Raw genomic sequence first — 22,036 nt, 5'->3', positions numbered from 1 at the left:
TCACACCTCCACACGCACGAGCTTGCGCATCCACAACGAGCCGAGCACGACCAGGACGGCGGCGCACGAGAGCATCACGACGCCGATCAACGTCGTGTAGAGCGGCCGCATGTACTCCGCGCGGAACCAGAACAGGAACCCCGCGAGGAAGATCGGCAGCCCGACCAGGACGTACGCCGACAGGCGGCCTTCCGCGGACAGGGCGCGGACGTGCCGGAACGTCTGCGAACGGTCGCGCATGGTGGAGACCGTGTTCATCAGCACCTCGGCGAGGTTGCCGCCCACCTGGCGCTGGATGCGGATCGCCATCACCACCCACGTGAGGTCGGCGCTGCGCATCCGGGCGGCCACGCGGTCGAGCGCGTCCTCCAGCTCGGCGCCGATCCGGGTGGCGGCCAGCGCGCGCGAGAACTCGCCCGCGGTGGGCTGGGTGTCGTCGCGGACGACGGCGTCGATCGACTGCGCCAGCGAGAAACCGGACCGCAGCGAGCTCGCGACCAGCTGCAGCACGTCCGGGAGCTGGTCGGCGAACGCGGCACGGCGCTTCGAGGCCCGAGCCCGCACGACCAGCGCCGCCAGCAGCCACCCGAGCACCAAGCCCAGCGGCACACCGATCCACCACGTCGTCAGCAACGTCAGCAGCGCGGCGAGCCCGGCACCGGCGCAGAGCCGCAGCAGGGTCCACTCGGCAGGACTCGCCTTCATCCCGGCCAGGTCGAGCCGGTCGGCGAGGCGGGCGGCGCCGTCGTCGCTCATCACCCGGCGCGTCCAGACCACGGCGGTCTGCGCGGCCTGGCTTTCCTCCTGTGCAACGGGTTCCTGTGCCCCGTAGTGCTCCAGGTGCTGTTCCAGCCTGCGTCCGGCGTCGGACCGGCGCGGCACCAGCAGCATGATCACGACGAGGAACACGACGAGGAACGTGCCCACGACCAACACCCAGGCCACCCAGTTCTGCCCGGGAGCCGGAACAGGTGCGACGGCCGGCAGTGCCGCGGGGACGGCGGCGGAAGGCGCGGCGGCGACCGGCGCCGGCACGGCCAGAGCTGCGAACGCGGCCGCCAGGGCCGGCGCGTCGGACGCGGTCAGCAGTCGTCCGCCGGCAGCGGCGGAGATCCGGCGCAGGGCCTCGTCGCTGTACTGGAAGCCGATCACGTCGGTCGGCACACCGGCGGCCGCGACCGCGGAGACGGCAGCGTCCACAGTGGAACGGGAGACGGTGTCCTCGCCGTCGGACACGATCACCATCCGCCGTTCGGCAACCCCCTGCAACGCCGACAGCCCGACCGGCACCGCGTCGAACAACGACGTGTCGCCCTTGGCCTGCAACGAGTTCAGCGCGCCGGAGAAGGCGGCTCGGTCCGCGGTGGGCGCCAGCACCAGCGAAGGCTGGGAGGAGAACGCCACCAGCCCGACCTGGACGTCGGCGGGCAACGACGACACGTACGTCGAGATCGCCTGCCGTGCGACGACGATCCGGTCCGGTGCCATCGACCCGCTGGTGTCGAGCAGCACCACGACCCCGCGAGCCGGTGCGGCAGAGGCGACAGCGCCGAACACGAACGTCAGCAGCACGCCGGCGACGAAGCCGGCCAGCACACGGGTCATCGCGGACCACCTCCGAACAGGTGCGGCGGGACGTCGATCCCGCGATCGCGCAACCGCTCCACGAAGTGCGGCCGCAACCCGGTCGACTGCAGCGCGCCCCGGTAGAAGCCGCGCTCGTCCACACCGGCGTGGAAGTCGAACGTGAAGATGTCCTGCAGCGTCACGATCTCGCCCTCCATCCCGACGACCTCGGTGATGTGGGTGATCCGCCGCGTGCCGTCCTTGAGCCGCGACTGGTGCACGATCAGGTCGATCGCGGACGCCATCTGCTCGCGGATCGCCCGCGCAGGCAGGTCCACGCCGGCCATCAGCACCATCGTCTCCAGCCGGGACAACGAGTCGCGCGGCGAGTTGGAGTGCACGGTGGTGATCGAGCCGTCGTGGCCGGTGTTCATGGCCTGCAACATGTCCAGCGCCGCGCCGTCGCGGACCTCGCCGACGATGATCCGGTCGGGCCTCATGCGCAACGCGTTGCGCACCAGGTCCCGCACGGCCACCTCGCCGCGCGACTCCACGTTCGGCGGCCTGGCCTCCAGGCGCAGCACGTGGTCCTGGCGCAGCTGCAGCTCGGCGGCGTCCTCGATGGTGACGATGCGTTCGTCCGCGGGCACGAACGACGACAGCACGTTCAGCGACGTCGTCTTGCCCGAGCCGGTGCCGCCACCGATCAGGACGTTCATCCGCCCCTGCACGCACGCCTGCAGCAGGTACGCCGTCGCGGGCGTCAGCGTGCCGAACCCGACCAGGTCGTCCACGGTGAACGGGTCGGCGGCGAACTTGCGGATCGTCAGCACCGAGCCGTCCAGCGCGATCGGTGGCACGACGGCGTTGACGCGGCTGCCGTCGGGCAGGCGCGCGTCGACCATCGGGGACGCCTCGTCGACCCGGCGCCCGACCTTGGCGACGATCTTGTCGATGGTGCGGCGCAGGTGCGACTCGTCCGCGAACGCCACGGGCACCGGTTCCAGGCGCCCGGCCCGTTCGACGTAGATCTGGTCGAACCCGTTGACCATGATCTCGGAGATGCCGGGGTCGCGGAGGTAGGGCTCCAACGGCCCGTGGCCGAGGATCTCGTCCAGCACCTCCAGGGCGATGCGGGCGCGGTCGGCGTTGGTCAACGGCGTCTCGTCGCGCTCCAGCACCGCCTGCAACGTCTGGCGCACACGGGTTTCCAGCTCGCGCTGGTCGAGGTGCGCGTCGTAGAGCTTGGGGCCCAGCACCTCCAGCAGACCGGCGTGCACGCTGCGTTTGACCTCGGCGAACGGGTCGGCGGCGCGGCTCTGGCGGCGCAACGGCGGCGTCGGTGACGACGATTCCCGTTGCGCGGCGATGCGGTTGGCCAGACTCATCGGAACCACCTCTTCGAGGGCCTGGCGGCGGCGACGGGCTCGGCGAGCACGTGTTCGCGGGCGAACCGCGAGATGGCCTCGCTGACCGGGTGCCTGGGCAGGTCGAGCACGATCGGGTTGCCCTTGTTGACCGAGATCGGGACGTCGCGGCTGGACGGCACGTGCGCGCGGATCTCGCTGCGCACCACGCGGTCGATGTCGTCCATCGAGAGCCCGACCTTCGCGTCGGACCGGTTGAGCACGACCGACCGGATGTCGTGTGCGTACGAGAGCAGGTCCAGCATGTCCAGCGTCACGCGCAGGTTCTTCAACGCCGGCACGTCCGGCGTGGTCAGCAGCACGTGGTGGTGCGAGGCGTCCATCGCGGCCAGCACGTGCTCGCTGAACGCGGACGGCGTGTCCACGACCACGAAGTCGAACATCCTCGGCAGCACGTCCAGCAGCTCGCCGACGAGCGCCGCCGGGATCCGTTCCGCGTCACCGGGCTCGACCGGCGCGAGCAACGCGCTCAGCCCCGGCCGGCACGCCGTGAGCAGCGACGACGCCCCGGCCGCGTCGACGTGGCCGACCATTCCGAGCCCGTGCACGATCGTGCGGACCGGTTCCGCCCGCAGGCAGATGCCGACGTCGCCGAACGAGAGGTCGAGGTCCACCAGGCAGACCGACCGCTCACCACCGGCCGCGAGCGACGCGGCCAGGTTCACCGCCAGCGTCGTCTTGCCGCAGCCGCCCTTCGCGGCGAACACCGTGAGCACCTGGCCGTTCCTGCGCTCGTCCGTCCGAGGCATCGGCACCCCGGCGACCTGCGAGGACAGGGCTCGTGACCGCGTGCAGGCGTCCACCAGCGCGGCGAGGTCGTCCCGCGCGACGACCTCCCGCACCCCGGCGCGCAACGCACGGGTCAGCACCGCGACGTCGAGCACGTCGCGCAGCAGCACCACGCCGGCCGCCGGACGTTCGACCCGCAGGCCCGCGGTGAACGCCAGTGCCTCGTCCAATCCGACGGCCGAACCGATGACGACGAGGTTCTCCAGGGGATCGGCGGCGAGCAACCGCGACGCCTCGCCCAGGGTCGCCGCCGTGCGGAGGTCACCGCCGAGCGCGGGGGAGAGCTGTCCGGCGAGTGCGGCCGGTTCGCACAGGATCGTCATGGCACGCCTCAGTTTCCGAACAGGGAGCGGTTGTCGACGCCGTTGCCGGGCGCGATCTCGGACTTGCCGCCGAGCAGTGCGAAGTAGAGCGTTCCCGTCTGCTGGCCGTGGATGAGCTTCTCCGCGTCGGCCTGCTTCACCGCGACCGTGACGATGGCCTTGCCGACGTCGCCGTCCTCGGCCGCCTTCTTCTCGTCGACGACGGAGAGGACCTCCAGGCCGGTCAGCAGCAGCCGGGTGGACTGGTTGCGTTCGTACTGCTTGGAGAGCCCGTCGCCCGCCGGGGTGTTGCCCTTGCCGTCCATCACGGTGAAGGTGTCGAAGACCGCTACCTTCGAGCCCTTCTGGATGAGCCCGCCCGCGCGCTGCCAGGCCTCGGTCGGCACGGTCACCGCGATCAGGCCGTCCGGGATCGAGATCCCCTTGGCCAGTGACGCCTGCTCGGTGAACAGCGCCTTGGTGAGCAGCTGGCCCTCGGGGATCTCCGACGACGTCACGAGCTTCGCCACCGAGGAGTCCACTTCGGACATCGTGTTCTCGGGCACGGTGCTCTTGGGCATCTGCTGCTGCTCGACGAGGTCCTTGAGAGAGTCGGCGCTCGTGCCGGCGGGGATGCGTTCCTTCGCGACGAGCACCGTCACGGCCTGCTGGCCCGCGATCGCGCGGGTGTCGGCACTGCGGACGTAGAGGAACACCCCGGCGCTGCCGCAGACGGCCAGCAACACCGCCAGGACGATGACGAATGCGCGGTTCTTCATGACGACTCCTGGATTTCAGCCGATGAGCTGGACGATGCGGGCACCGAGGTCGGGGCCGCCGATGGTGCCGGTGCTGGGCATGAGGCCTTCGACGAAGTAGCCCGCGACGCACTTGTCCGGGCCCTTGCACTCGTTCTTGTTCGTCAGCCAGTCCTTCTGGCTCGCGCCGGGCAGCCAGTAGCCGGTGACGACGAACCCCGCGAAGCCCGCCAGCGCGTACGTGCCGCCGGTGCCGGTGCCGGTGACCTTGGTGTAGATCGGGAGGAAGACCTTGCGCCGGGAGGAGTACGCCTCGGCGAGCGCGGTCTTGCAGTCACTGCCGGCCGAGACGCCGGTGTCCGCGCTGTAGGTGTTGTCCGTGATGTCGACCGAGCAGCCGGTGCCGTCGACCCAGCCGAACATGCCGGGGCCGTCAGACCCCGCCGGGCCGCTCGGGCAGGCCGTTCCGCCGGTGGTGTGGAGCTTCAGCACGCGGTGCACGGACAACGGCGGTGTCGCGGGCGGCTCCGGGCCGAAGTTCGAGCCGCTCGAGGTCGCCTGGTTCCACTCGCACCACGAGATCGTCATCGCCATCAAGTTCGCCGCGGTCGCGGGCGGACCCCACCTCGCGCGGGCACAGGCGGAGACCCGCGAGCCCTCGTAGGAGCCGTTGTCCACCAACGACCGGGCGAACATGGGCGGGAGCAGGGTGCCACCGCCGGAGGTCTGCGTGGAGGTGTGCACGTCCACGTACTTGACGCCGGCGGCGGGTTTCGCGGGGCAGTCGGTCATCGCGCCGGTCGCCGCGGGGCACGAGGGCAGCACGCCACCCTCGTCGTGTCCGCACACGGCGTCCACAGTGGACGCGCCATCCTTCGCGTTGTGGTTGGCGAAGTAGTTGGACTTGTTCACCAGGCAGGGCTCGCCGGCACAGGTCTGGGCGACGGCGATCGCGCCCGCGTCGGCACCGTTCTGCAGCTCGGCCCGCTCCTCGTAGAGAAAGCCGACGTCGATCACGATCGCGCCCATGCCGAGCAGGACGCCGAACCCGAGCAGGATGGCGAAGAGCACCCCGAGCGCTCCGCGGTCGTCGTCCGTCGTCATCCACATGGCATGACTCCCGTGGCGCTCAGGGAGATCGGGGCTCCGAAGCCACCGCCGCCGAACAGTCCGGCGAGTCCGCCGACCGGCGTGATGAAGGTGTAGGTGTGGGTCGCCGTCACTTCGGCGCTGTCCTCGCCGGGGGTCCCGCCCGCCGGGCAGGCGTCGACCGCGACGTCGACGCCGTCGAGACCGGTCGCGGCGAGCACCGCGCGGCCGCCCGGATCGGGCTGGCCCAGCGCGGCGACCCGGACACCCTCGCGGGCGGCCTGCGTCAGGGTGATCTGGGCACGCACGGCCCAGCCGAAGTCGACGATGCCCATCACGAGGACGAGCACGATCGGCATCAGGAGGGCGACTTCGACAGCGGTCGCGCCGCGATCGCGAGCAAGGTTCGTCATGACCGCTCCGGAGGAAGGCGCGCGGCCGGCGGAGGGGAGCGCCGGCCGCGCGGGAACAGGGGACTGCAGCCATCGATGAAGCCGGCGACCGGTCAGATGAGTTCGCCGGCGATCTGGTTGAACAGCGCCAGGAGGTTGATGCCGACCGCGGTCACACCGGCGATGATGACGATCGCGATGAGGGCGACCATCAGGCCGTACTCGACGGCGGTGGCGCCTCTGTCGTCGTCTTCGCGCTTGGTGCGGGTGAGGAACGTCTGCACGTAGCTGAGGAAGCTGAGCATGGCGGTCTCCTGGGGGATGTGAGATCCAAGTCGGGACGCCGCAACTCTGCGTGATGTGGAATGGCCGCCGGTATCGGGCGATGAGGTGTAACGGAACCGCAGATCGGAGGACGTTGTCGGCCGACAGGGGGACACGCCGTAGACCGCTCGGCCAGACCTGCCGCCGTCACGTTCCGTCGCGATCGTACGCGCTCTACCGTCGGCCGCATGATGGTTCTCTGGGCCGCCGGCGGTGCCCTGGGCGGGCTCGTCTCGGGTGTCGCGCTGCGCGGGCTGGTCGGCCGGTTCACGCCCACCGGCATCGCACTGCCGTTGGTGTCGGCGGCCGTTCTCGCCGTGCTCGCGACCAAGTTCGCGGGCTCCGTCGAGGTGCTCGCGTTCGCGTGCCTGGGCGCCGTCGGGGTCGCGCTGGCGTTCATCGACACGGCCGTGCAACGGCTGCCGGACGTGCTCACACTGCCCGCGTACCCGTTGGTGCTGGCCCTGCTCACCGTGGCCGCGCTGACCGGCGGCACGTTCGGCGCGCTCGGCCGGGCGGTGCTGGGCGGGCTCGCGCTCGCGTTCGTCTACCGCGTGCTGGAGTTCCTCAACCCGGCCGGGATGGGCTTCGGCGACGTGAAGCTGTCCGGGGTCGTCGGGATGGCGCTCGGGTGGCTCGGCTGGCCGGTGCTGCTGGTCGGCGCCGCTCTCGCGTTCGTCCTGTCGGCCGTCGTGTCGCTGGTCCTGTTGCTGCTGCGGCGGATCACGCTCAAGAGCTCGTTGCCCTTCGGGCCGTTCATGCTCCTTGGTGCGTTCGCCGCGGTGCTGCTGTCCTGACGGGAACTCACCCTTCCGCCGCAGCCGTCCTGCACCTACAGTGTGCTCTCGATCCGCTTGGGGAGGCGGTTCGATCATCCTTGGGGGAAGTCGATGGACGTGGGGGACGTCGTTGGCGCGCGCCGAGATTCGGTCGCGTTGCCGGTGCCGGTGTTGCTGGTGGTCGCGGGGTTCGCCGCGGCCGTCGTCGCGCAGGGCGGGTACTACCTGCCCGGTCGTGTGTTGTCGGGCCTGCTCGTCGTGCTGGCCGTCGTGCTGGTCCGTCCGCGGCCGAACATCCTTGTGGCACTGGGGGGAACGTTCGCGGCGTGGGCCCTGCTGCGGGGACTGCTCGAAGGTGACGTGCTGTCGGGACTGCCGTCGGCCGCCGCGGCCGTGGTGTTCGCCGGTGCCGCACTCGTTGCGGCACAGGCAGATCGCGACCAGCGGGAGCTGCTCGCCACCGTCCTCGCCGGCGTCGGTGCGCTGATCGGGTTCACCGGATGGCTTGCCGTGGTGTTCCGGCTGCCGTCGTGGTCGACGGTGGCGGAGGGGCTGCTGCGGGCCGGGTCGACCCTGACCTACCCGAACGCGGCCGCGGCGGCGATGGCGGCGACCGCTGTGTTGTCACTCGTCCTGCGGCCGAGTCCGCTCACGGCGGCGGCGAGTTTCCTGCTGTGCACGGGGATCGGCGCGACGATGAGCCGTGCCGGGGTGATCGCACTGCTGGCGGGCCTGGTGGTGCTCTGTGCTTTCCGGGGTGTCGAGGAGACGCTGACCGCCGCCCTGCCACCGTTGCTCGGGGCAGGGGTGGCGGTAGGTGCCCTGCTCCCGTCGATGCGGGTGGCCGACGAACCGCAGCCCGTGCTCGCGGTCGCAGGCCTGATCGCCGGAGCGCTGGTGACCCTCGGCCTGCCCCGGCTGGGCCGGTTCGTGGTGCCGGTCGCGGTGCTGTCGCTGGCAGGCGCCGCGGTGGCCGGATACGGCCTCGCCGACGGCCTGGCCACGCGGTTCTCGTTCAGCTCACCGGACCGCGCCGGAGCGACCGGGGCCGCGCTGGACCTCGTCGCCCGGACGCCGTTGCTCGGAGCCGGACCGGGGAATGGATCTTTTTTCTTCGACCGGGGCAACGAAGGCTCCCGTGTCATGCGTTATGTGCACAACGAGTACCTCCAGGTGCTCGTCGAACTGGGGGCCGTCGGGCTGGTGCTGGCGCTGGGGGTGGTGGCGGCCACGCTGTCCGTCCTGTGGCGTGGGCGCGGAACCCCGTTGTGGGCGGGATCGATGGCGGCGGTCGTCGTCGTGCTGGTGCACAGCGGTTTCGACTTCCTGTGGCACCTGCCCGCTGTTCTGATCGTCGCCGGCCTCTGCGCCGGTCTGGGGTTTCCATCCACAGAGGATGGGATGAAAGAGGGGACAACAGCATGAAGAAGTTCACCGCGGGGAAGACGGCGGCTGTCGTGGCTGTCGCGGGTGGTGCGATCCTCGCGTCCATCGCGCCGGTCATGGCCGACGTGAGCGCGCAGTCGCCGTCGCAGGCGCTCGTCAGAGTCGAGTCGCCGGCCAAGAGAAAGGCGTCGGGCGCGGCGGTCGAGGCCGACGTGACGTTCTCCTGCCCGGCCGGCGTGCAGCAGGGGTACATCAACCTCAGCATCACCCAGAGGGTGCCGTTCGGCGTGGCTTCCGGCAGCACGTCGAAGAGCGTCACCTGCACCGGCGCGTTCCAGACCGTCAAGGTCAGCGTGACCGCGCAGAACCGCGCGTTCCTCGGGGGAAGGGCGTACGCCAAGGCCGAGCTCAGCGCGTGGCCGCACTCCGCGACCCACGAGGGTGAGATCCAGATCGACTGGTGACGCCGTGAACGGTCTGGCTGGGTCAGGAACTCAGCCAGGCCCGCCACGTCGGCAGCAGCGTGGCGATGAGGTCCAGCGGCGCTTCGGTGTTCGGCGAGTGCATCACGCCGGGCAGCACCGCGAAGTCCGCGTCCAGCCGTTCCGCCATGTCGCGCTGGGCGGCGGGCGTCCACGCGTCGTCCGCGTCGCCGCACACCACCAGGCAGGGCGTGCCGGACGAACGCAGCGCGCGGGCCAGCTTCGCGACCTGGTCCGGTTCGTAGCGCAGGCCGTTGCCCATGCCGAGCAACGCCGCGGGCTGCGACTTGAGGAACCTGGTGCGGTAGAAGTCCTTCAGCTCCTGCGGGAGCACCGCGTACGCCGGGGTCTGCTGCGCCCGCAGCTCGTTGAGCCGCTGGGTGCCCTCGACGCCCTGCTCGGCCAGCACGTGCTCGCCGACCTCCAGCACCGTGCGGCGGTCACCCGCGGGCAGTTCGGACGGGCCCGACGACATCAGTGTGAGCCCCGCGACCGGGGCCCCCGCGAACACCGCCGCCCGGCACACCAGACCACCGTAGGAATGGCCGAGCAGCACCACCTTGCGGCCGTCCGCCGCGATCTTCCCGATCAGCTCGGCGAGCACCGACCCCAGCGGACCGGGGCGGTACAACGCCTCGTCGTCCGGGCCCTGGGAATCTTGCTGGCCCGGCAGGTCGATCCCGACGACCTCGAAACCCGCGTCCGCGATCGGGTCGATCATCGGCGCGAAGTCCTCTTTGGAGCCCGTGTAACCCGGCACGAGCAGCACGGTCGTGCGCATCGTGTCGTCGCCCAGCGCGGGCGCGCGCAGCGCCGCGATCGTGCCGTAGCGGCCCGGGAGGTCGACGCGTTGCGCCCGGTGAGGGCTGATCTGCGAGTGCACGAGCTGAACTATCTCAGCGCGACCAGGGTTCCGCCACGCTGCTCGAGGACGACGGGACCGGCTGTGGCGAGTTGCACAGGGCCCGTGTGGCCCTCGCGGTTCAGCCGGATCGTGCCCACGACCGCGCCGGTGGCCTGCTCGTACACCCGCAGGCCCTCCTTCACCGGGATGACCGCGCGGCCCGCGAGCGTCGTACCGGCGCCCAGCGCGCCCTCGGCGGTCCACAGTGGAGTGAGCGTCTCCAGCGACAGCGCGACCGTGCGGGACCCGCTGAACCAGAAGGCGTTCGTCTTCGTCGTGAAGACGCGCGCGACGTGGCTGGGCGGGTCGGCGAAGTCGGCTTCGGGGATGTCGAGCGGTGCCTCGCCGACCTGGTTGCCGCTCTCCGCGTCGAAGATCAGCAACCGGCTCGGACCCGGTGCCGCCACCGCGACGAGCTTCTCGGTGACAGCCACCACCTGCACGTTCTTCGCGCCGGTGAGAGGGCTGCCGAACACCTTGGGCTCGTCGGACTTGTCCGGGTTCGGCTTGAGGATCGTCACCCGGTCCGACGCGTCGTCGGGGCAGCGTTCGACCATCGCGAACCTGCCGGTGGTGACGGCGACCGAGCCGTACGTGCAGCCTGCCCGCGGCTGCTTGTTCGGGTTCACGATCGCGCGCAGAGCGCCGTACTCGAGCGAGCGCACCAGGTCGTCGCGCCGGTAGACCTCGACGAACTTCGAGCCGGTGGTGATCAGGTGCGAACCCTCGTTGAGCAGTGCCGTGCCCGGTTCCGCGTCGCCGTTGCGCTGTGCCCGCCGCTCGCCGGTCACGCCGTCGAGCGAGGTGAGCTCGGAGCAGTTCGTGCCCTTGGAGTACAGGGCCATCGCCCGGCCCCAGCCCGTGCTCACCACGCACAGCGGCAGGTCGCGCTCGTACGACCACCGCACGTCACCTGTCAGCGGGTCGCGCCCGTGGACCGTGCCGCCGTCGCCGGTCACGACCGTCGACGGCTTCTCCTCGCCCGTGTCCTTCGACGCGGTCTGCACGACCACGGGGGACAGCGAGGCGCCGCTCTTCGCCCGCCACACCTCGGCGAGGGACGGGGGCAGCGTGGTCACTTCGGGCAGCGGCTCCCACGACGACGGACCGGTGACCGACGTCGTGGCGCGAGCATCGCTGAAAGCCCAGGTCAGCACGGACGCCGTGACCGACACCACCGCGATCAGGGCGATCGCGATGAAGTCGGCGCGGGTGCGCCAGGACCGGGCGGGAGGACGTTCTGCGACGGGCGCGGCCTCGTGTGCGGGCTCGTCGAGCACGTCCTCGACGTCGGTGACGTCGGAACCGGGGGACGACATGTGATCAGTCTGCCGAAGGAGAGGCCTGTTCGGCAGCGCTTCGGCGACGCCGGCGCCTGCGCGGCTTGTCCGAGGCGGACTTCTCGGTGGCTTCAGGAGCCGCCTGCGTCTGCTCACCCTCCTGCGACACGCCGGCGCGGCTGCGCGTGCGCGAGCGGGACCGCTTCGGCCTCGTCTCCTCGCTCGGCTCCGGCGCCTGCTCGGCACCGGCGGGGGAGGAACCCGTACGACGGCTGCTGCTACCGCCACTGCTGGTGCTGCTGCGGCGCTTGCGCTTGCCCGTGTCGAGCTTCTCCTCCTCTTCGGCGTCGAGGCCCGCACGGGTGCGGTGGCTCAGCGGCAACCGGCCCGTCGAACCGGACGGGATGCCCAGGTCGGCGTACAGGTGGTCCGACGTGGAGTACGTCTCGACCGGCAACGGCTGGCCGAGGCCCAGGATGTCGTTGAGGGACTTCCAGCGGTGCGTCTCGTCCCAGTCGACGAACGTGACGGCGACACCCGTGCGTCCGGCACGGCCCGTGCGGCCGATGCGGTGCACGTACGTCTTCTCGTCCTCGGGGCACTGGTAGTTGATGACGTGCGTCACGTCGTCGATGTCGATGCCGCGCGCGGCGACGTCGGTGGCGACCAGCACGTCGACCTTGCCGGCGCGGAACGCCCGCAGCGCCTTCTCCCGCGCGCCCTGACCCAGGTCGCCGTGGACGGCGGCCGCGGCGAACCCGCGTTCGGTCAGGTCGTCGGCGACCTTCTGCGCGGTCCGCTTGGTGCGCGCGAAGACCATCGTCAGGCCCCGGTCGCGGGCCTGCAGTGCGCGGGCCAGCATCTCCGGCTTGTCCATCGAGTGCGCCCGGTAGACGAACTGCGACGTGTTCTCGTGCGTCTGGCCTGCGTCGTTCTCCTCCGCACGGATGTGCGTCGGCTGGTTCAGGAACGTGCGCGCCAGCGTGATGATCGGGCCCGGCATCGTCGCCGAGAACAGCATCGTCTGCCGCTCGTCGGGGACCATGTTCAGGATGCGCTCGATGTCGGGCAGGAAGCCCAGGTCGAGCATCTCGTCGGCCTCGTCCAGCACCAGCATGCGGACCTTGCCGAGCACCAGGTGGCGCTGCTCGGCCAGGTCGAGCAGGCGGCCGGGCGTGCCGATGATGACGTCGGCGCCCTTGCGGAGCTGCGCGATCTGCCGCTCGTAGGGGATGCCGCCGTAGATCGCGGCGACCTTCACACCCAGGTGCCTCGACGCGTCAGTGAGGTCGTGCGAGACCTGGAGGCACAGCTCACGGGTGGGCACGACCACCAGGGCCTGCGGGGTGCCGTCGCCGGGCAGGTCGACGCGGTGCAGCACCGGCACGCCGAACCCGAGCGTCTTGCCCATGCCGGTGCGTGCCTGGCCGATGAGGTCGTCACCGGCGAGAGCGATCGGGAGCGTCAGCTCCTGGATGGCGAACGTGCGCTCGATGCCGGCTTCGCCGAGCGCCTTGACGATCTCGTGACGAACGCCGAGCTCGGCGAACGTGGGGGACTCGGACTGCACCGGGGCGTCTGCCAGCAACGGGTGCGACGTGTCTTCTACGGGAACTCCGGTCTCGCTGTGTTCCAGGAGAACCGGGTCCAGATGTGCTTCTACTTCAGCGGTCAGGGTGATCAGCCTCTCTCGTACCAAGCGCGTACGAGCCCTGGCCGGGCCTCTCGACCGCGCTCGATGAGCAGCTGCGGGAAAGGTGTACGCGCACCGATTCAACGCCGCGCAGCGTGGTCGTCACACTCGTCACGCCGGGCGTCCGCCCCCATTCTACCTGGCAAGACACATTTGACCACCTAGCGCGCACTAGAGTTCGGTCTCATGGGTGTTGCGGAGGGTGTTGTCGATCTTCTGGGAGCGCTTGCATATGGCGAGCTCTCGGCTTTCGACCGGATGACGGAGGACTCGCGCACGGCGCCGACCCTGGCGGGGCGTGCGGCTCTCGCGCAGATGGCCGCGGCCGAGATCGGCCACTTCACGCTGCTGCAGAAGCACCTCGCCGCCGAGGGGATCACCGTCGAGGACGCGATGGGGCCGTTCGTGAAGGGTTTCGACGCCTTCCACGAGTCGACGAGCCCCAAGTCGTGGCTCGAGTCGCTCGTGAAGGCGTACGTCGGCGACGGGCTTGCGGCCGACTTCTACCGCGAGATCGCGGAGTGGCTGGACGCGCCGACCAAGGAGCTGGTGCTCCACGTGCTCGCCGACACGGGTCACTCGGCGTTCGCTGAACGCGAAGTCCTGGCCGCCGTCGAGTCCGATCCGCGGGTGCGCGACCGGCTGGCGCTGTGGGGTCGGCGACTGCTCGGAGAGGCGTTGACGCAGGCCCAGTACGTGGTGGCGGAGCGGGACGGCCTCTCCGAGCTGATCATCCGGGGCTCGGGGGACCTCGCCGGGATCGGTCAGCTGTTCCGCCGCCTCCAGCAGTCGCACGCGCGGCGCATGACGCAGCTGGGTCTGGGCTAGGTAGGCTCGGCATCAGATTTTTCTCTTGAGCACGGAGGTCAGCGTGGAGGTCAGGATCGGCGTCGCGGACAGCGGGCGCGAACTCGTCGTGACCAGTGAGCTCAACCCGTCCGAGGTCGAGACTCTGGTTTCGGACGCGGTGTCCGGCAAGTCCAGCGTGCTGTCGCTGGTGGACGTCAAGGGTGCGCGGTTCGTCGTGCCCGCTGGCCGCGTCGCGTACGTGGAGATCGGCCCGCAGGACTCGCGCAAGGTCGGGTTCGGCGCCTGAGTCGTCAGCACTGAGAAGGGCCCCGGTCACCGCGACCGGGGCCCTTCTCGTTGTGGTGGCCGGTCTAGTGCTCGACCGGCTCTTCGATCTTGTAGGGCGGGGTGGAGACGCCACCGACCCGGTAGCGGCCCCACGGGTCGGGGTCGGTGAGCGTGCCCTCCGCCTCACCGGTGGGGGTGCGCAGCAGCGCGGTCCGCGCGCCGCCCTCGACCCGGCTCGTGACGTCGTCGTGCTTCTTGATCCGCCCGTACCAGTGGTAGCGGCCGTCGATCGGCTGGAAGTAGCCCCGCAGGTCGACCTCGACCGCGACCTCGTCGGAACCGAAGACGAGGGTGGCGGCGCCGATGTAGCCCCCTTCGTCGTGCTCGTGCTCGCTCATCAGTCAACCAATCGCAGAGGGGTGAGTGGCTTCGCCGGGTCTGCCTGCACTCCCGCCGAGCGCAGCAGCCCGTCGATGGCGTGCCAGATCAGCGTGGTGAGGTACTCGCTGAGGTTCGTGCGGGACATGGTCTGGCGGTCGAGCCACCAGTCGCCCGCGTTCTGCACCATGCCGACGAGCGCGTGCGCCCACGGTTCGGCGCCGCCGGAGTCCATTTCGAACGAACGCAGGTAGTCACCGAGGATCCGGGCCAGTGTCGACGCGATGAGGTTCTTGTCCTCGGCGACGACGTCCTTCTCGACCGGGCGGTCCACGAAGGACCCCTTCACGACGAACCGGTAGAGGTTCGGGTTCTCCTCGATCACCGACAGGTAGGCGTCGACGATCCCCAGGATGCGGCCGCGGATCGGGCCGTCGGCGATCAGCGCGGGACCCATCCGGTCCATCAGCAGTTCGGTGGCCTTCTGGCCCACTGCCAGGTACAGGTCGGACTTGTCGGTGAAGTGCCGGTACAGCACGGGCTTGCTGACGCCGGCCTCCGCGGCCACGTCGTCCATGCCGACGTCCGGGCCCTTCCTGGCCACGGCGGCGATCGTGGCCTCCACGAACTCCGCCCTGCGCTGCTCGCGGTGACCCTTCCACCGCTCACGTCGCGCGTCCGGCCCCTTGACAGTGCGTGCCATGTGACGCACGCTACCAGAAGTAACCGTTACCTCAAGTAACACCTACCGGGGAGGGCAACCGATGAGGGTCGCCGATCGGGAGAAGACAGCGGAACGGCTCCTCAAGTCGTCCGCCGAGAAGTTCTACGACCCCGAGGTGGACATCGACTGGTCCGCACCGCTGGTCGACGGTCTCTTCTACATCCCTGAACAGCGCATTTCGCTCTACGGCACGCCTCTCTACGACTCGCTCTCGCAGGAGCAGCGCATCGAGCTGTCCAAGCACGAGCTGGCGTCGATCGCGTCCGTCGGCCTGTGGTTCGAGCTGCTGCTCATGCAGATGCTCGTGAAGATGGTCTACAACACCGACCCGACCACGCGGCACGCCCAGTACGCGCTGACCGAGGTCGCCGACGAGTGCCGTCACTCGACGATGTTCGCGCGCCTGGTCGAACGGATCGGTTGCCCGGCCTACGGGCCCACGCGCCACACGCACCGCATGGGCAAGCTGCTGCCGGTGATCGGCTACGGGCCCGCGATGTACGGCTCGATCCTGGTCGCGGAGGAGATCCTCGACCGGCTGCAGCGCGAGGCGATGACCGACGACACCATCCAGCCGCTCGTGCGGATGGTGAACCGGATCCACGTGCTGGAAGAGGCGCGGCACGTGCGGTTCGCGCGTGAGGAACTGCTGCGCGGGATGTCGGAGCTCAAGGGCTACGAGCTGCCGTACCAGAAGTGGCTGGTCGGGTACGTCTCGATGATGATCACGCGCGCGATCATCAACCCCGCCGCGTACGCCGCCGTCGGGCTGGACGTCCGCGAGGCGCACCGGGCCGCGCTGGGCAACGAGCGGTTCCAGGAGATGATCCGCTGGGCCGGCGAGCGGATCATGACGTTCCTGGACGAGGCCGGACTCGTGGGAAGGCCGGGGATGCGCTCATGGCGTCGCTCGTTCTTGATCGGCTGAACGTCGTCACGTCGGGGACTTCGCCCTCCGACGTGACCGCTGTCCTGTTGCACGGGTGGACCATGGACCTGACCACCTGGGACCGCGTCGCCGCCGCGCTGCCTGGCCGGGTGGTGCGCTACGACGTGCGCGGTCACGGTGGCTCTGCGGGAGCGGGAACGATCTCGGAGCTGGCCGACGACCTGGCCGCCGTGCTGGAGGAGTGCGTTCCGACCGGCCGGATCGTGCTGGCCGGCCACTCGCTGGGCGGCATGACGATCATGGCCCTGGCCGAGCAGCGGCCCGAGCTGTTCGAGCGGGTGTCCGGGGTGGCGTTGATCGCCACGTCGTGCGGGAACCTGCCCCAGCAGCTCTGGGTGGAGCGGCTCGCCGGGCGGTGGCTGGCCGGACGGCCGAAGGTCGGGTTCGGCCGCGTGATCGCCCCCGGGCTGCGGATGACGTTCGGACGGCGCCCCAAGTGGGCCGACGTGCGCGCGGCCGCGGCTATGGCGGGCAACACGACCGGTGAGGCGTTCGTCGGGATCCGCGAGGAGCTGACGCTGCACCAGCGGCGGGAAGCGCTGGCGGTGCTGTCGGACATCCCCACGGTCGTGATGGCCGGGTCGTGGGACGTGCTCACGCCGATGCGGCACTCACGGGTGCTGGCCGAGGCGTTGCCGAGCGCGCAGTTCGTGATCTACCCCAAGACCGGGCACATGTTGCCGCTGGAACGGTCCGAGGACGTGGCGAGACGGATAGCCGCGCTGATGTGACGAAAAGAGGGCCCGCACTCGCGGGCCCTCTTTTGTTGTCAGTGCTGGAGCGGGAAACCGCCACCGATGCCGCGCCACGCCAGGTTCGAGATCAGCGCCACGGCGTCTTCCTTGGGCACGCGGCGGTTGTCCGCGAGCCACGACCGTGCCGTGACCTGGGACAGCCCGACCAGGCCGACGGCCAGCAGGCGGGCCCGCTCTTCGTCCAGGCCCGCGTCCGCGGTGATCGTGTCGGTGATCGCGTCCACGGAGTCGGTGGTCGCGCGTTCCACGGCCGACTGCACGGCGGGTTCGGAGCGCAGGTCGGACTCGAACACCATGCGGAACGCCTGGCCCTCGCCGTCCACGAAGTCGTAGAAGGCGGCGACGGCGGCGCGGACGCGGAGCTTGTTGTCCGTGGTGGAACCGATCGCGGTGCGCACGCGGCCGACCAGCTCGTCCACATGGGACTCGAGGAGCGCCATGTAGAGCTCCAGCTTGCCCGGGAAGTGTTGGTACAGCACCGGTTTGGACACGCCCGCACGCTCGGCGATCTCGTCCATCGCCGCGGCGTGGTAGCCGTTGGCGACGAACACGTCCTGCGCCGCCGCCAGCAGTTGCGCACGGCGGGCGGTGCGCGGCAGTCGAACGCCCCTGCCTGCGGGTGCGCTCTGCGCCGTCTCCGTCATGGTGCCTCCAGCACGAGTGATCCGGCCGTCGGACAGGGGTTGCCAGACCGAGGCTGAGCGCAACCTTACTCGCTGGTAGCCGACTTCCGGGAACCATCTTGCCGTTCTTTCCCGCATCCTGGTCCGGTGAGCACCATCATTCCCGCCCCGTTGTCCACGGTCGCGCTGCCGCCGCTGGACAAGTCCCAGACGCCGTGGCCCGGTGAGTTCCAGCAGGTAGACGGCCACGAGGTGCACGTGAGGGTCACTCCAGGCGACGGGCCGCCGGCCGTGTACGTGCACGGCCTTGGCGGGTCCGCGACGAACTGGACAGATCTCGCGGCGCAGCTCAAGGACCACGTCAGCGGCTACTCGATCGACCTGCCCGGGTTCGGCCGGTCGGAGCCGATTCCGGGCTACGACTTCAGTCTCGCCACGCACGCACGCACGGTGATCAAGTACCTGGAAACGCTCTCACAGCCCGTGCACCTGCTCGGCAACTCCATGGGGGGCGCGATCTCCGTCATGGTGGCCGCGAGCAGGCCGGATCTGGTGAGGACGCTGACGCTGGTCTCGCCGGCCGTGCCCGACCTCAGGCCGCGCCTCGACCGCATGTCCGATCCTCGGATGGCGCTCGCCGTCCTGCCGATCGTCGGCGCCAGGGTGCGCCGCGAGCTCGCGAAGCTGTCCGCGCACCAGCGCACCAGGCAGATGCTGGAGCTGTGCTTCGCCGACCCGAGCGTGGTGCCCGACCACCGCATCGAGGAGTCGATCAAGGAGAACGAGGAGCGCGCCCGGCAGAAGTGGGCGGGGCAGGCGCTCAACCGCAGCACGTTCGGCCTGATGCAGAGCTGGCTCACGCCGGGACCGAAGTCGTTGTGGCGGCTGCTGCCGCTGGTCAAGGCACCGACGCTGGTGCTCTGGGGCGAGAACGACCGGCTCGTCAGCGTGCGCAAGGGCCCGCGGACGGCACGGTCGCTGCCGCAGGGGCGGCTGCTGGTGCTCCCCAAGACCGGCCACGTCGCCCAGATGGAGCGGCCCGCCACCGTGGCGAGGGCCGTGCTGGGCATGTGGGAGGCGGTCGACCGGCGCTCATGGTGACGAACGACGGCCATACGGGGGGTGTGGGACCCTGGAGCACGTGAATCGCGCCCCCGAGCGAGGACGTACTGCTCCGCCCGCTGACCGCTACCGTCGCGGCGAGCGCCGGACCAGCGCGGAACCGCTCGCGGCCGCCTGGGAGCCGGACGGCACGCAGGCGATGCGCCGGCCGCCCAAGCGCCGCGGCGTCAAGAAGCTCGTCGCCAACTACGGCTGGCGGATCTACGCGATCCCGGTCCTGCTCGTGCTGACGGCTCTTGTGGTGCTCGACACGGTGCAGCCGAAGGCGCCCGCGACCGGCGACGGCGGCAGCACGAACGCCGCCGAGACGCCCGTGAGCACGCCCGAGCCGCCCGCCTCCGAGCTGCCGGCCAAGAAACCCGACCTGAAGATCCCGACCGCCGAGTTGCCGGCCGGTCCGGACTTCTCGCAGGACGGCGTCGGCACGTTCAAGGTGATCGCCGGCAGCGGCCCGCGCATCGGTGAGGCCGGTGCGCCGAAGTTCCGCAAGTACGCGATCGCCGTCGAGGACGGCGTGAAGCCCGCCGACTTCAACGACGACCCGGCCGCGTTCGCTCGCACGATCGACGGAATCCTCTCCGACCCGCGCAGCTGGATCGGCACCAAGCAGGTCGCGCTGCAGCGCGTCGAGGCGAACCAGAACCCGGACTTCGTCGTGGCGCTGACCACCACGAAGACGACCCACACGCTGTGCGGCAAGGAGATCCCGTTCGAGACCTCCTGCTGGAACCCCAGCACCAAGCGCGTGATCATCAACGTCGCCCGCTGGGTGCGCGGCGCCATGGTCTACGGCCCTGACCTGGCCGGATACCGCACGTACGTGATCAACCACGAGGTCGGTCACGCCCTGGGCAGCGGCCACGCGGCCTGCGCGGAGAACGGCGCGCCCGCCCCCGTGATGATGCAGCAGACGTTCGGCGTCTCGAACGACTTCGTCTCGCAGCTCAACGCGGGCCAGGACGTGGTGCCGGCCGACGGCAAGGTGTGCACGCCGAACGCGTTTCCCGCAGGCTGAGACAGCTTTCCAACGGGGAAGAGTCGAGGCAGGGTAGACGTTGTCTCGGACACGGAGACATTCGTCGAGGAGGACCAGCATGGCGCTTCCGCCGCTCGTTGAGCCAGCCGCGGAGCTGACCAAGGAAGAAGTCGCGCGCTACAGCCGCCACTTGATCATCCCGGACGTCGGGGTGGACGGGCAGAAGCGGCTGAAGAACGCGAAGGTGCTCGTCGTCGGCGCGGGCGGCCTCGGCAGCCCGGCACTGCTGTACCTGGCCGCGGCCGGGGTCGGCACGCTCGGCGTCGTCGACTTCGACGTCGTGGACGAGTCCAACCTGCAACGCCAGGTGATCCACGGCCAGTCCGACGTCGGCCGCCCGAAGGCGGAGTCGGCGCGCGACTCGGTCGCCGAGATCAACCCGTTCGTCAAGGTGATCCTGCACCAGACGCACCTCAACTCCGAGAACGCGCTGGAGATCTTCCGCGACTACGACCTGATCCTCGACGGCACCGACAACTTCGCCACCAGGTACCTGGTGAACGACGCCGCGGTGCTGCTGGGCAAGCCGTACGTGTGGGGTTCGATCTTCCGGTTCGAGGGCCAGGTCAGCGTCTTCTGGGAGGACGCCCCGAACGGCCAGGGCCTCAACTACCGCGACCTCTACCCGGAGCCGCCGCCCCCCGGCATGGTCCCGTCGTGCGCCGAGGGCGGCGTGCTGGGCGTGCTGTGCGCGTCGATCGGCTCGATCATGGTGACCGAGGCGATCAAGCTGCTCACGGGCATCGGTGACCCGCTGCTGGGCCGCCTGATGGTCTACGACGCGCTGGAGATGTCCTACCGGACCATCAAGATCCGCAAGGACCCGGAGTCGCCGAAGATCACCGAGCTGATCGACTACGAGGCGTTCTGCGGTGTCGTGTCCACGGACGCGCAGCAGGCGGCCGCGGGCAACACGATCACGCCGCTCGAGCTCAAGCACAAGCAGGAGTCCGGCGAGGACTTCCTGCTGGTGGACGTGCGCGAGCCGCACGAGTACGAGATCGTCAAGATCCCGGGCTCGGTGCTGATCCCCAAGGACAAGATCCTGTCCGGGGAGGCGTTCTCGGAGCTCCCGCAGGACAAGCCGCTGGTGCTGCACTGCAAGTCCGGCGCTCGTTCCGCGGAGGCGCTCGCGGCGCTGCACAAGGCGGGCTTCAAGGACGCCGTGCACGTCGGTGGCGGTGTGCTGGCGTGGGCCCGCGAGGTCGACCCCAGCCTGCCGACGTACTAGTGGTGGTGGGTGCTTTCGGGCGCGCGAGCGCTCGAAAGCACCCATCAACCGTTCGGCTTTTCGGGTGGCGGCGCGAATCGTGGTGTGCTGCCTTCCACCACCCGGACGGTCTAAGCAGGTAGCGTGCCCGACCGTGACCCGGTCCCCCGAACCGCCCCCAGCGCACGTGCGTGCGGCGTTCGGGGCACGTGACGCCGAGCCAGAGCTGATCGACGGCGGTCCCGCCTGGCGGTGCGGCGACGCGACGATCAGGCCGTCGCCCAGGCCCGCCGAGGCCACCTGGATCGCCAAGACCCTCGACGGTCTCGACGTCCACCACCTGCGCATCGGCAGGCCCCTGAGATCCACCGACGGCCGGTACGTCGTCGGCGGCTGGTCCGCCACCAAGTTCCTCGCCGGCAGGGCCGAGGCGCGGCACGACGAGGTCATCGCCGTCGCCCAGCGCCTGCACCAGGCCACCGCCGAGCTGCCCAAGCCCCGGTTCCTGGAGGCGCGCACGGACGTGTTCGCCGTTGCTGACCGCAAGGCGTGGGGCGAAGAGGACGTGCCGCTCGAGGCCGACCTCGGCGGCAGGCTGTTCGACCTGCTCAAGGAAGCTCAGAAGCCGATCAACCTCAAGCCGCAGGTCGTGCACGGTGACCTGTTCGGCAACGTGCTGTTCGCGGGCAACGCTCCGCCGGCCGTCATCGACTTCACCGCCTACTGGCGTCCCGCCGAGTGGGCCGCCGCCGTGGTCGCGGTGGACGCCGTCGCGTGGGGTGGCGCGGACTCCGGGCTGCTGCACCGGTGGAGCCACCAGGCCGAGTGGGAGCAGGCGCTGGTGCGCGCGACGTTGTTCCGGCTGGCCGTGCACGCGCTGCACCCGTTGTCAACGCCACAGTCCTTTGCGGGCTTGGAACGAGCTGCTCACCACGTCACCGCACTGCTCTGAGCGGGTCATTTTCCACGTCGGAAACATTTCGGCGCGCGG

Annotated in this window: 24 protein-coding genes; 11 read left to right on the top strand and 13 right to left on the bottom strand. The window is 70.2% G+C overall.

Features of this window, described 5'->3' with window-relative positions; all coding sequences use genetic code 11:
• The 7 genes from DFR72_RS14150 to DFR72_RS14120 form a co-directional block, all read right to left on the bottom strand.
• On the bottom strand, window positions 1–1,605 hold the full coding sequence (locus DFR72_RS14150; protein ID WP_090065697.1) for a VWA domain-containing protein: 1,605 nt from the start codon (window positions 1,603–1,605) through the stop codon (window positions 1–3).
• Complete coding sequence (locus tag DFR72_RS14145; protein WP_090065698.1) at window positions 1,602–2,954, bottom strand: TadA family conjugal transfer-associated ATPase; 1,353 nt, start codon at window positions 2,952–2,954, stop codon at window positions 1,602–1,604. Before DFR72_RS14145 ends, DFR72_RS14150 begins: the two co-directional genes overlap by 4 nt.
• Complete coding sequence (locus DFR72_RS14140) at window positions 2,951–4,105, bottom strand: CpaE/TadZ family protein (protein ID WP_090065699.1); 1,155 nt, start codon at window positions 4,103–4,105, stop codon at window positions 2,951–2,953. Before DFR72_RS14140 ends, DFR72_RS14145 begins: the two co-directional genes overlap by 4 nt.
• Before the next feature lie 8 nt (window positions 4,106–4,113).
• Complete coding sequence (gene cpaB, locus DFR72_RS14135; RefSeq protein WP_090065700.1) at window positions 4,114–4,863, bottom strand: Flp pilus assembly protein CpaB; 750 nt, start codon at window positions 4,861–4,863, stop codon at window positions 4,114–4,116.
• Window positions 4,864–4,878: 15 nt separating this feature from the next.
• Window positions 4,879–5,952, bottom strand: coding sequence for a pilus assembly protein TadG-related protein (locus DFR72_RS14130; protein WP_090065701.1), 1,074 nt, complete (start codon window positions 5,950–5,952; stop codon window positions 4,879–4,881).
• The gene (locus tag DFR72_RS14125; RefSeq protein WP_114773673.1) at window positions 5,943–6,344 is read right to left on the bottom strand and encodes a TadE/TadG family type IV pilus assembly protein; all 402 of its coding nucleotides are present in this window, start codon (window positions 6,342–6,344) and stop codon (window positions 5,943–5,945) included. Before DFR72_RS14125 ends, DFR72_RS14130 begins: the two co-directional genes overlap by 10 nt.
• 92 nt (window positions 6,345–6,436) lie before the next feature.
• A complete protein-coding gene (locus DFR72_RS14120; RefSeq protein WP_090065702.1) occupies window positions 6,437–6,628 on the bottom strand; it encodes a Flp family type IVb pilin in 192 nt (63 codons plus the stop codon).
• Window positions 6,629–6,835: 207 nt separating this feature from the next.
• Between DFR72_RS14120 and DFR72_RS14115 the strand changes: the two genes are divergently transcribed.
• The 3 genes from DFR72_RS14115 to DFR72_RS14105 all read left to right on the top strand — a co-directional run bounded on the left by DFR72_RS14115 (window position 6,836) and on the right by DFR72_RS14105 (window position 9,276).
• Window positions 6,836–7,444 (top strand): prepilin peptidase, encoded by a 609-nt coding sequence (locus DFR72_RS14115; RefSeq protein WP_090065703.1) that lies wholly within the window; start codon window positions 6,836–6,838, stop codon window positions 7,442–7,444.
• Between the two features lie 99 nt (window positions 7,445–7,543).
• Complete coding sequence (locus DFR72_RS14110) at window positions 7,544–8,851, top strand: O-antigen ligase family protein (RefSeq protein WP_170176266.1); 1,308 nt, start codon at window positions 7,544–7,546, stop codon at window positions 8,849–8,851.
• Window positions 8,848–9,276: a hypothetical protein gene (locus DFR72_RS14105; RefSeq protein WP_090065705.1), complete on the top strand. Its 429-nt coding sequence runs from the start codon at window positions 8,848–8,850 to the stop codon at window positions 9,274–9,276. The genes DFR72_RS14110 and DFR72_RS14105 overlap by 4 nt, the downstream gene beginning before the upstream one ends.
• Before the next feature lie 22 nt (window positions 9,277–9,298).
• Here the strand turns inward: DFR72_RS14105 and DFR72_RS14100 are convergent, their stop codons facing one another.
• The 3 genes from DFR72_RS14100 to DFR72_RS14090 are packed head-to-tail and all read right to left on the bottom strand — an operon-like array spanning window position 9,299 to window position 13,162.
• The gene (locus tag DFR72_RS14100; RefSeq protein ID WP_090065706.1) at window positions 9,299–10,177 is read right to left on the bottom strand and encodes an alpha/beta fold hydrolase; all 879 of its coding nucleotides are present in this window, start codon (window positions 10,175–10,177) and stop codon (window positions 9,299–9,301) included.
• 8 nt (window positions 10,178–10,185) lie between these two features.
• Window positions 10,186–11,517, bottom strand: a complete 1,332-nt coding sequence (locus DFR72_RS14095; protein WP_090065707.1) for an Rv3212 family protein — start codon at window positions 11,515–11,517, stop codon at window positions 10,186–10,188.
• 4 nt (window positions 11,518–11,521) lie between these two features.
• Complete coding sequence (locus tag DFR72_RS14090) at window positions 11,522–13,162, bottom strand: DEAD/DEAH box helicase (RefSeq protein ID WP_484169487.1); 1,641 nt, start codon at window positions 13,160–13,162, stop codon at window positions 11,522–11,524.
• Between the two features lie 195 nt (window positions 13,163–13,357).
• Here DFR72_RS14090 and DFR72_RS14085 point away from each other — a divergent pair, with 195 nt between their 5' ends.
• Together DFR72_RS14085 and DFR72_RS14080 are read left to right on the top strand one after the other, a co-directional pair.
• Window positions 13,358–13,999: a ferritin-like fold-containing protein gene (locus DFR72_RS14085; RefSeq protein ID WP_090065709.1), complete on the top strand. Its 642-nt coding sequence runs from the start codon at window positions 13,358–13,360 to the stop codon at window positions 13,997–13,999.
• Window positions 14,000–14,024: 25 nt separating this feature from the next.
• Window positions 14,025–14,267 carry a DUF3107 domain-containing protein gene (locus DFR72_RS14080; RefSeq protein WP_406602080.1) on the top strand — a complete coding sequence of 81 codons (243 nt, stop codon included), beginning with the start codon at window positions 14,025–14,027 and terminating at the stop codon, window positions 14,265–14,267.
• A gap of 64 nt (window positions 14,268–14,331) precedes the next feature.
• Here the strand turns inward: DFR72_RS14080 and DFR72_RS14075 are convergent, their stop codons facing one another.
• Both DFR72_RS14075 and DFR72_RS14070 read right to left on the bottom strand, forming a co-directional pair.
• Window positions 14,332–14,646, bottom strand: coding sequence for a DUF4873 domain-containing protein (locus tag DFR72_RS14075; RefSeq protein WP_090065710.1), 315 nt, complete (start codon window positions 14,644–14,646; stop codon window positions 14,332–14,334).
• Window positions 14,646–15,329 (bottom strand): TetR/AcrR family transcriptional regulator, encoded by a 684-nt coding sequence (locus tag DFR72_RS14070; protein WP_090065711.1) that lies wholly within the window; start codon window positions 15,327–15,329, stop codon window positions 14,646–14,648. The genes DFR72_RS14075 and DFR72_RS14070 overlap by 1 nt, the downstream gene beginning before the upstream one ends.
• 61 nt (window positions 15,330–15,390) lie before the next feature.
• On the opposite strand from DFR72_RS14070, the gene DFR72_RS14065 reads away from it, so the two are divergent.
• Window positions 15,391–16,278, top strand: a complete 888-nt coding sequence (locus DFR72_RS14065; RefSeq protein ID WP_090065712.1) for an AurF N-oxygenase family protein — start codon at window positions 15,391–15,393, stop codon at window positions 16,276–16,278.
• Window positions 16,251–17,030: an alpha/beta fold hydrolase gene (locus tag DFR72_RS14060; protein ID WP_090065713.1), complete on the top strand. Its 780-nt coding sequence runs from the start codon at window positions 16,251–16,253 to the stop codon at window positions 17,028–17,030. The genes DFR72_RS14065 and DFR72_RS14060 overlap by 28 nt, the downstream gene beginning before the upstream one ends.
• 38 nt (window positions 17,031–17,068) lie before the next feature.
• Here the strand turns inward: DFR72_RS14060 and DFR72_RS14055 are convergent, their stop codons facing one another.
• Window positions 17,069–17,698 carry a TetR/AcrR family transcriptional regulator gene (locus DFR72_RS14055; RefSeq protein ID WP_030480925.1) on the bottom strand — a complete coding sequence of 210 codons (630 nt, stop codon included), beginning with the start codon at window positions 17,696–17,698 and terminating at the stop codon, window positions 17,069–17,071.
• A 126-nt stretch (window positions 17,699–17,824) separates the two neighbouring features.
• On the opposite strand from DFR72_RS14055, the gene DFR72_RS14050 reads away from it, so the two are divergent.
• The 4 genes from DFR72_RS14050 to DFR72_RS14035 all read left to right on the top strand — a co-directional run bounded on the left by DFR72_RS14050 (window position 17,825) and on the right by DFR72_RS14035 (window position 21,997).
• Window positions 17,825–18,778 (top strand): alpha/beta fold hydrolase, encoded by a 954-nt coding sequence (locus DFR72_RS14050; protein ID WP_211335428.1) that lies wholly within the window; start codon window positions 17,825–17,827, stop codon window positions 18,776–18,778.
• A gap of 40 nt (window positions 18,779–18,818) precedes the next feature.
• Entirely contained in the window at window positions 18,819–19,814 is a 996-nt protein-coding gene (locus tag DFR72_RS14045; protein ID WP_245982923.1) for a DUF3152 domain-containing protein, read from the top strand.
• A gap of 79 nt (window positions 19,815–19,893) precedes the next feature.
• Window positions 19,894–21,066: an adenylyltransferase/sulfurtransferase MoeZ gene (gene moeZ / locus DFR72_RS14040; protein ID WP_090065715.1), complete on the top strand. Its 1,173-nt coding sequence runs from the start codon at window positions 19,894–19,896 to the stop codon at window positions 21,064–21,066.
• 133 nt (window positions 21,067–21,199) lie between these two features.
• Window positions 21,200–21,997 carry a TIGR02569 family protein gene (locus DFR72_RS14035; protein WP_090065716.1) on the top strand — a complete coding sequence of 266 codons (798 nt, stop codon included), beginning with the start codon at window positions 21,200–21,202 and terminating at the stop codon, window positions 21,995–21,997.
• Window positions 21,998–22,036 lie beyond the last annotated feature (39 nt).

Source organism: Lentzea flaviverrucosa (genome assembly GCF_003350445.1).
In the GTDB taxonomy this organism is placed as follows: domain Bacteria; phylum Actinomycetota; class Actinomycetes; order Mycobacteriales; family Pseudonocardiaceae; genus Lentzea; species Lentzea californiensis.
Note: the sequence above shows the minus strand (reverse complement) of the source record. Positions and strands in the feature narration are given on the sequence as shown.

What these genes read in the sequence shown, in the direction of transcription:
- DFR72_RS14150 (WP_090065697.1), bottom strand. Translation starts at nt 1,605, where the DNA reads ATGACCCGTGTGCTGGCCGGCTTCGTCGCCGGCGTGCTGCTGACGTTC.
- DFR72_RS14085 (WP_090065709.1), top strand. Translation starts at nt 13,358, where the DNA reads ATGGGTGTTGCGGAGGGTGTTGTCGATCTTCTGGGAGCGCTTGCATAT.
- DFR72_RS14095 (WP_090065707.1), bottom strand. Translation starts at nt 11,517, where the DNA reads ATGTCGTCCCCCGGTTCCGACGTCACCGACGTCGAGGACGTGCTCGAC.
- DFR72_RS14055 (WP_030480925.1), bottom strand. Translation starts at nt 17,698, where the DNA reads ATGACGGAGACGGCGCAGAGCGCACCCGCAGGCAGGGGCGTTCGACTG.
- DFR72_RS14105 (WP_090065705.1), top strand. Translation starts at nt 8,848, where the DNA reads ATGAAGAAGTTCACCGCGGGGAAGACGGCGGCTGTCGTGGCTGTCGCG.
- cpaB (WP_090065700.1), bottom strand. Translation starts at nt 4,863, where the DNA reads ATGAAGAACCGCGCATTCGTCATCGTCCTGGCGGTGTTGCTGGCCGTC.
- DFR72_RS14065 (WP_090065712.1), top strand. Translation starts at nt 15,391, where the DNA reads ATGAGGGTCGCCGATCGGGAGAAGACAGCGGAACGGCTCCTCAAGTCG.
- moeZ (WP_090065715.1), top strand. Translation starts at nt 19,894, where the DNA reads ATGGCGCTTCCGCCGCTCGTTGAGCCAGCCGCGGAGCTGACCAAGGAA.
- DFR72_RS14115 (WP_090065703.1), top strand. Translation starts at nt 6,836, where the DNA reads ATGATGGTTCTCTGGGCCGCCGGCGGTGCCCTGGGCGGGCTCGTCTCG.
- DFR72_RS14140 (WP_090065699.1), bottom strand. Translation starts at nt 4,105, where the DNA reads ATGACGATCCTGTGCGAACCGGCCGCACTCGCCGGACAGCTCTCCCCC.
- DFR72_RS14060 (WP_090065713.1), top strand. Translation starts at nt 16,251, where the DNA reads ATGGCGTCGCTCGTTCTTGATCGGCTGAACGTCGTCACGTCGGGGACT.
- DFR72_RS14070 (WP_090065711.1), bottom strand. Translation starts at nt 15,329, where the DNA reads ATGGCACGCACTGTCAAGGGGCCGGACGCGCGACGTGAGCGGTGGAAG.
- DFR72_RS14130 (WP_090065701.1), bottom strand. Translation starts at nt 5,952, where the DNA reads ATGTGGATGACGACGGACGACGACCGCGGAGCGCTCGGGGTGCTCTTC.
- DFR72_RS14075 (WP_090065710.1), bottom strand. Translation starts at nt 14,646, where the DNA reads ATGAGCGAGCACGAGCACGACGAAGGGGGCTACATCGGCGCCGCCACC.
- DFR72_RS14120 (WP_090065702.1), bottom strand. Translation starts at nt 6,628, where the DNA reads ATGCTCAGCTTCCTCAGCTACGTGCAGACGTTCCTCACCCGCACCAAG.
- DFR72_RS14125 (WP_114773673.1), bottom strand. Translation starts at nt 6,344, where the DNA reads ATGACGAACCTTGCTCGCGATCGCGGCGCGACCGCTGTCGAAGTCGCC.
- DFR72_RS14145 (WP_090065698.1), bottom strand. Translation starts at nt 2,954, where the DNA reads ATGAGTCTGGCCAACCGCATCGCCGCGCAACGGGAATCGTCGTCACCG.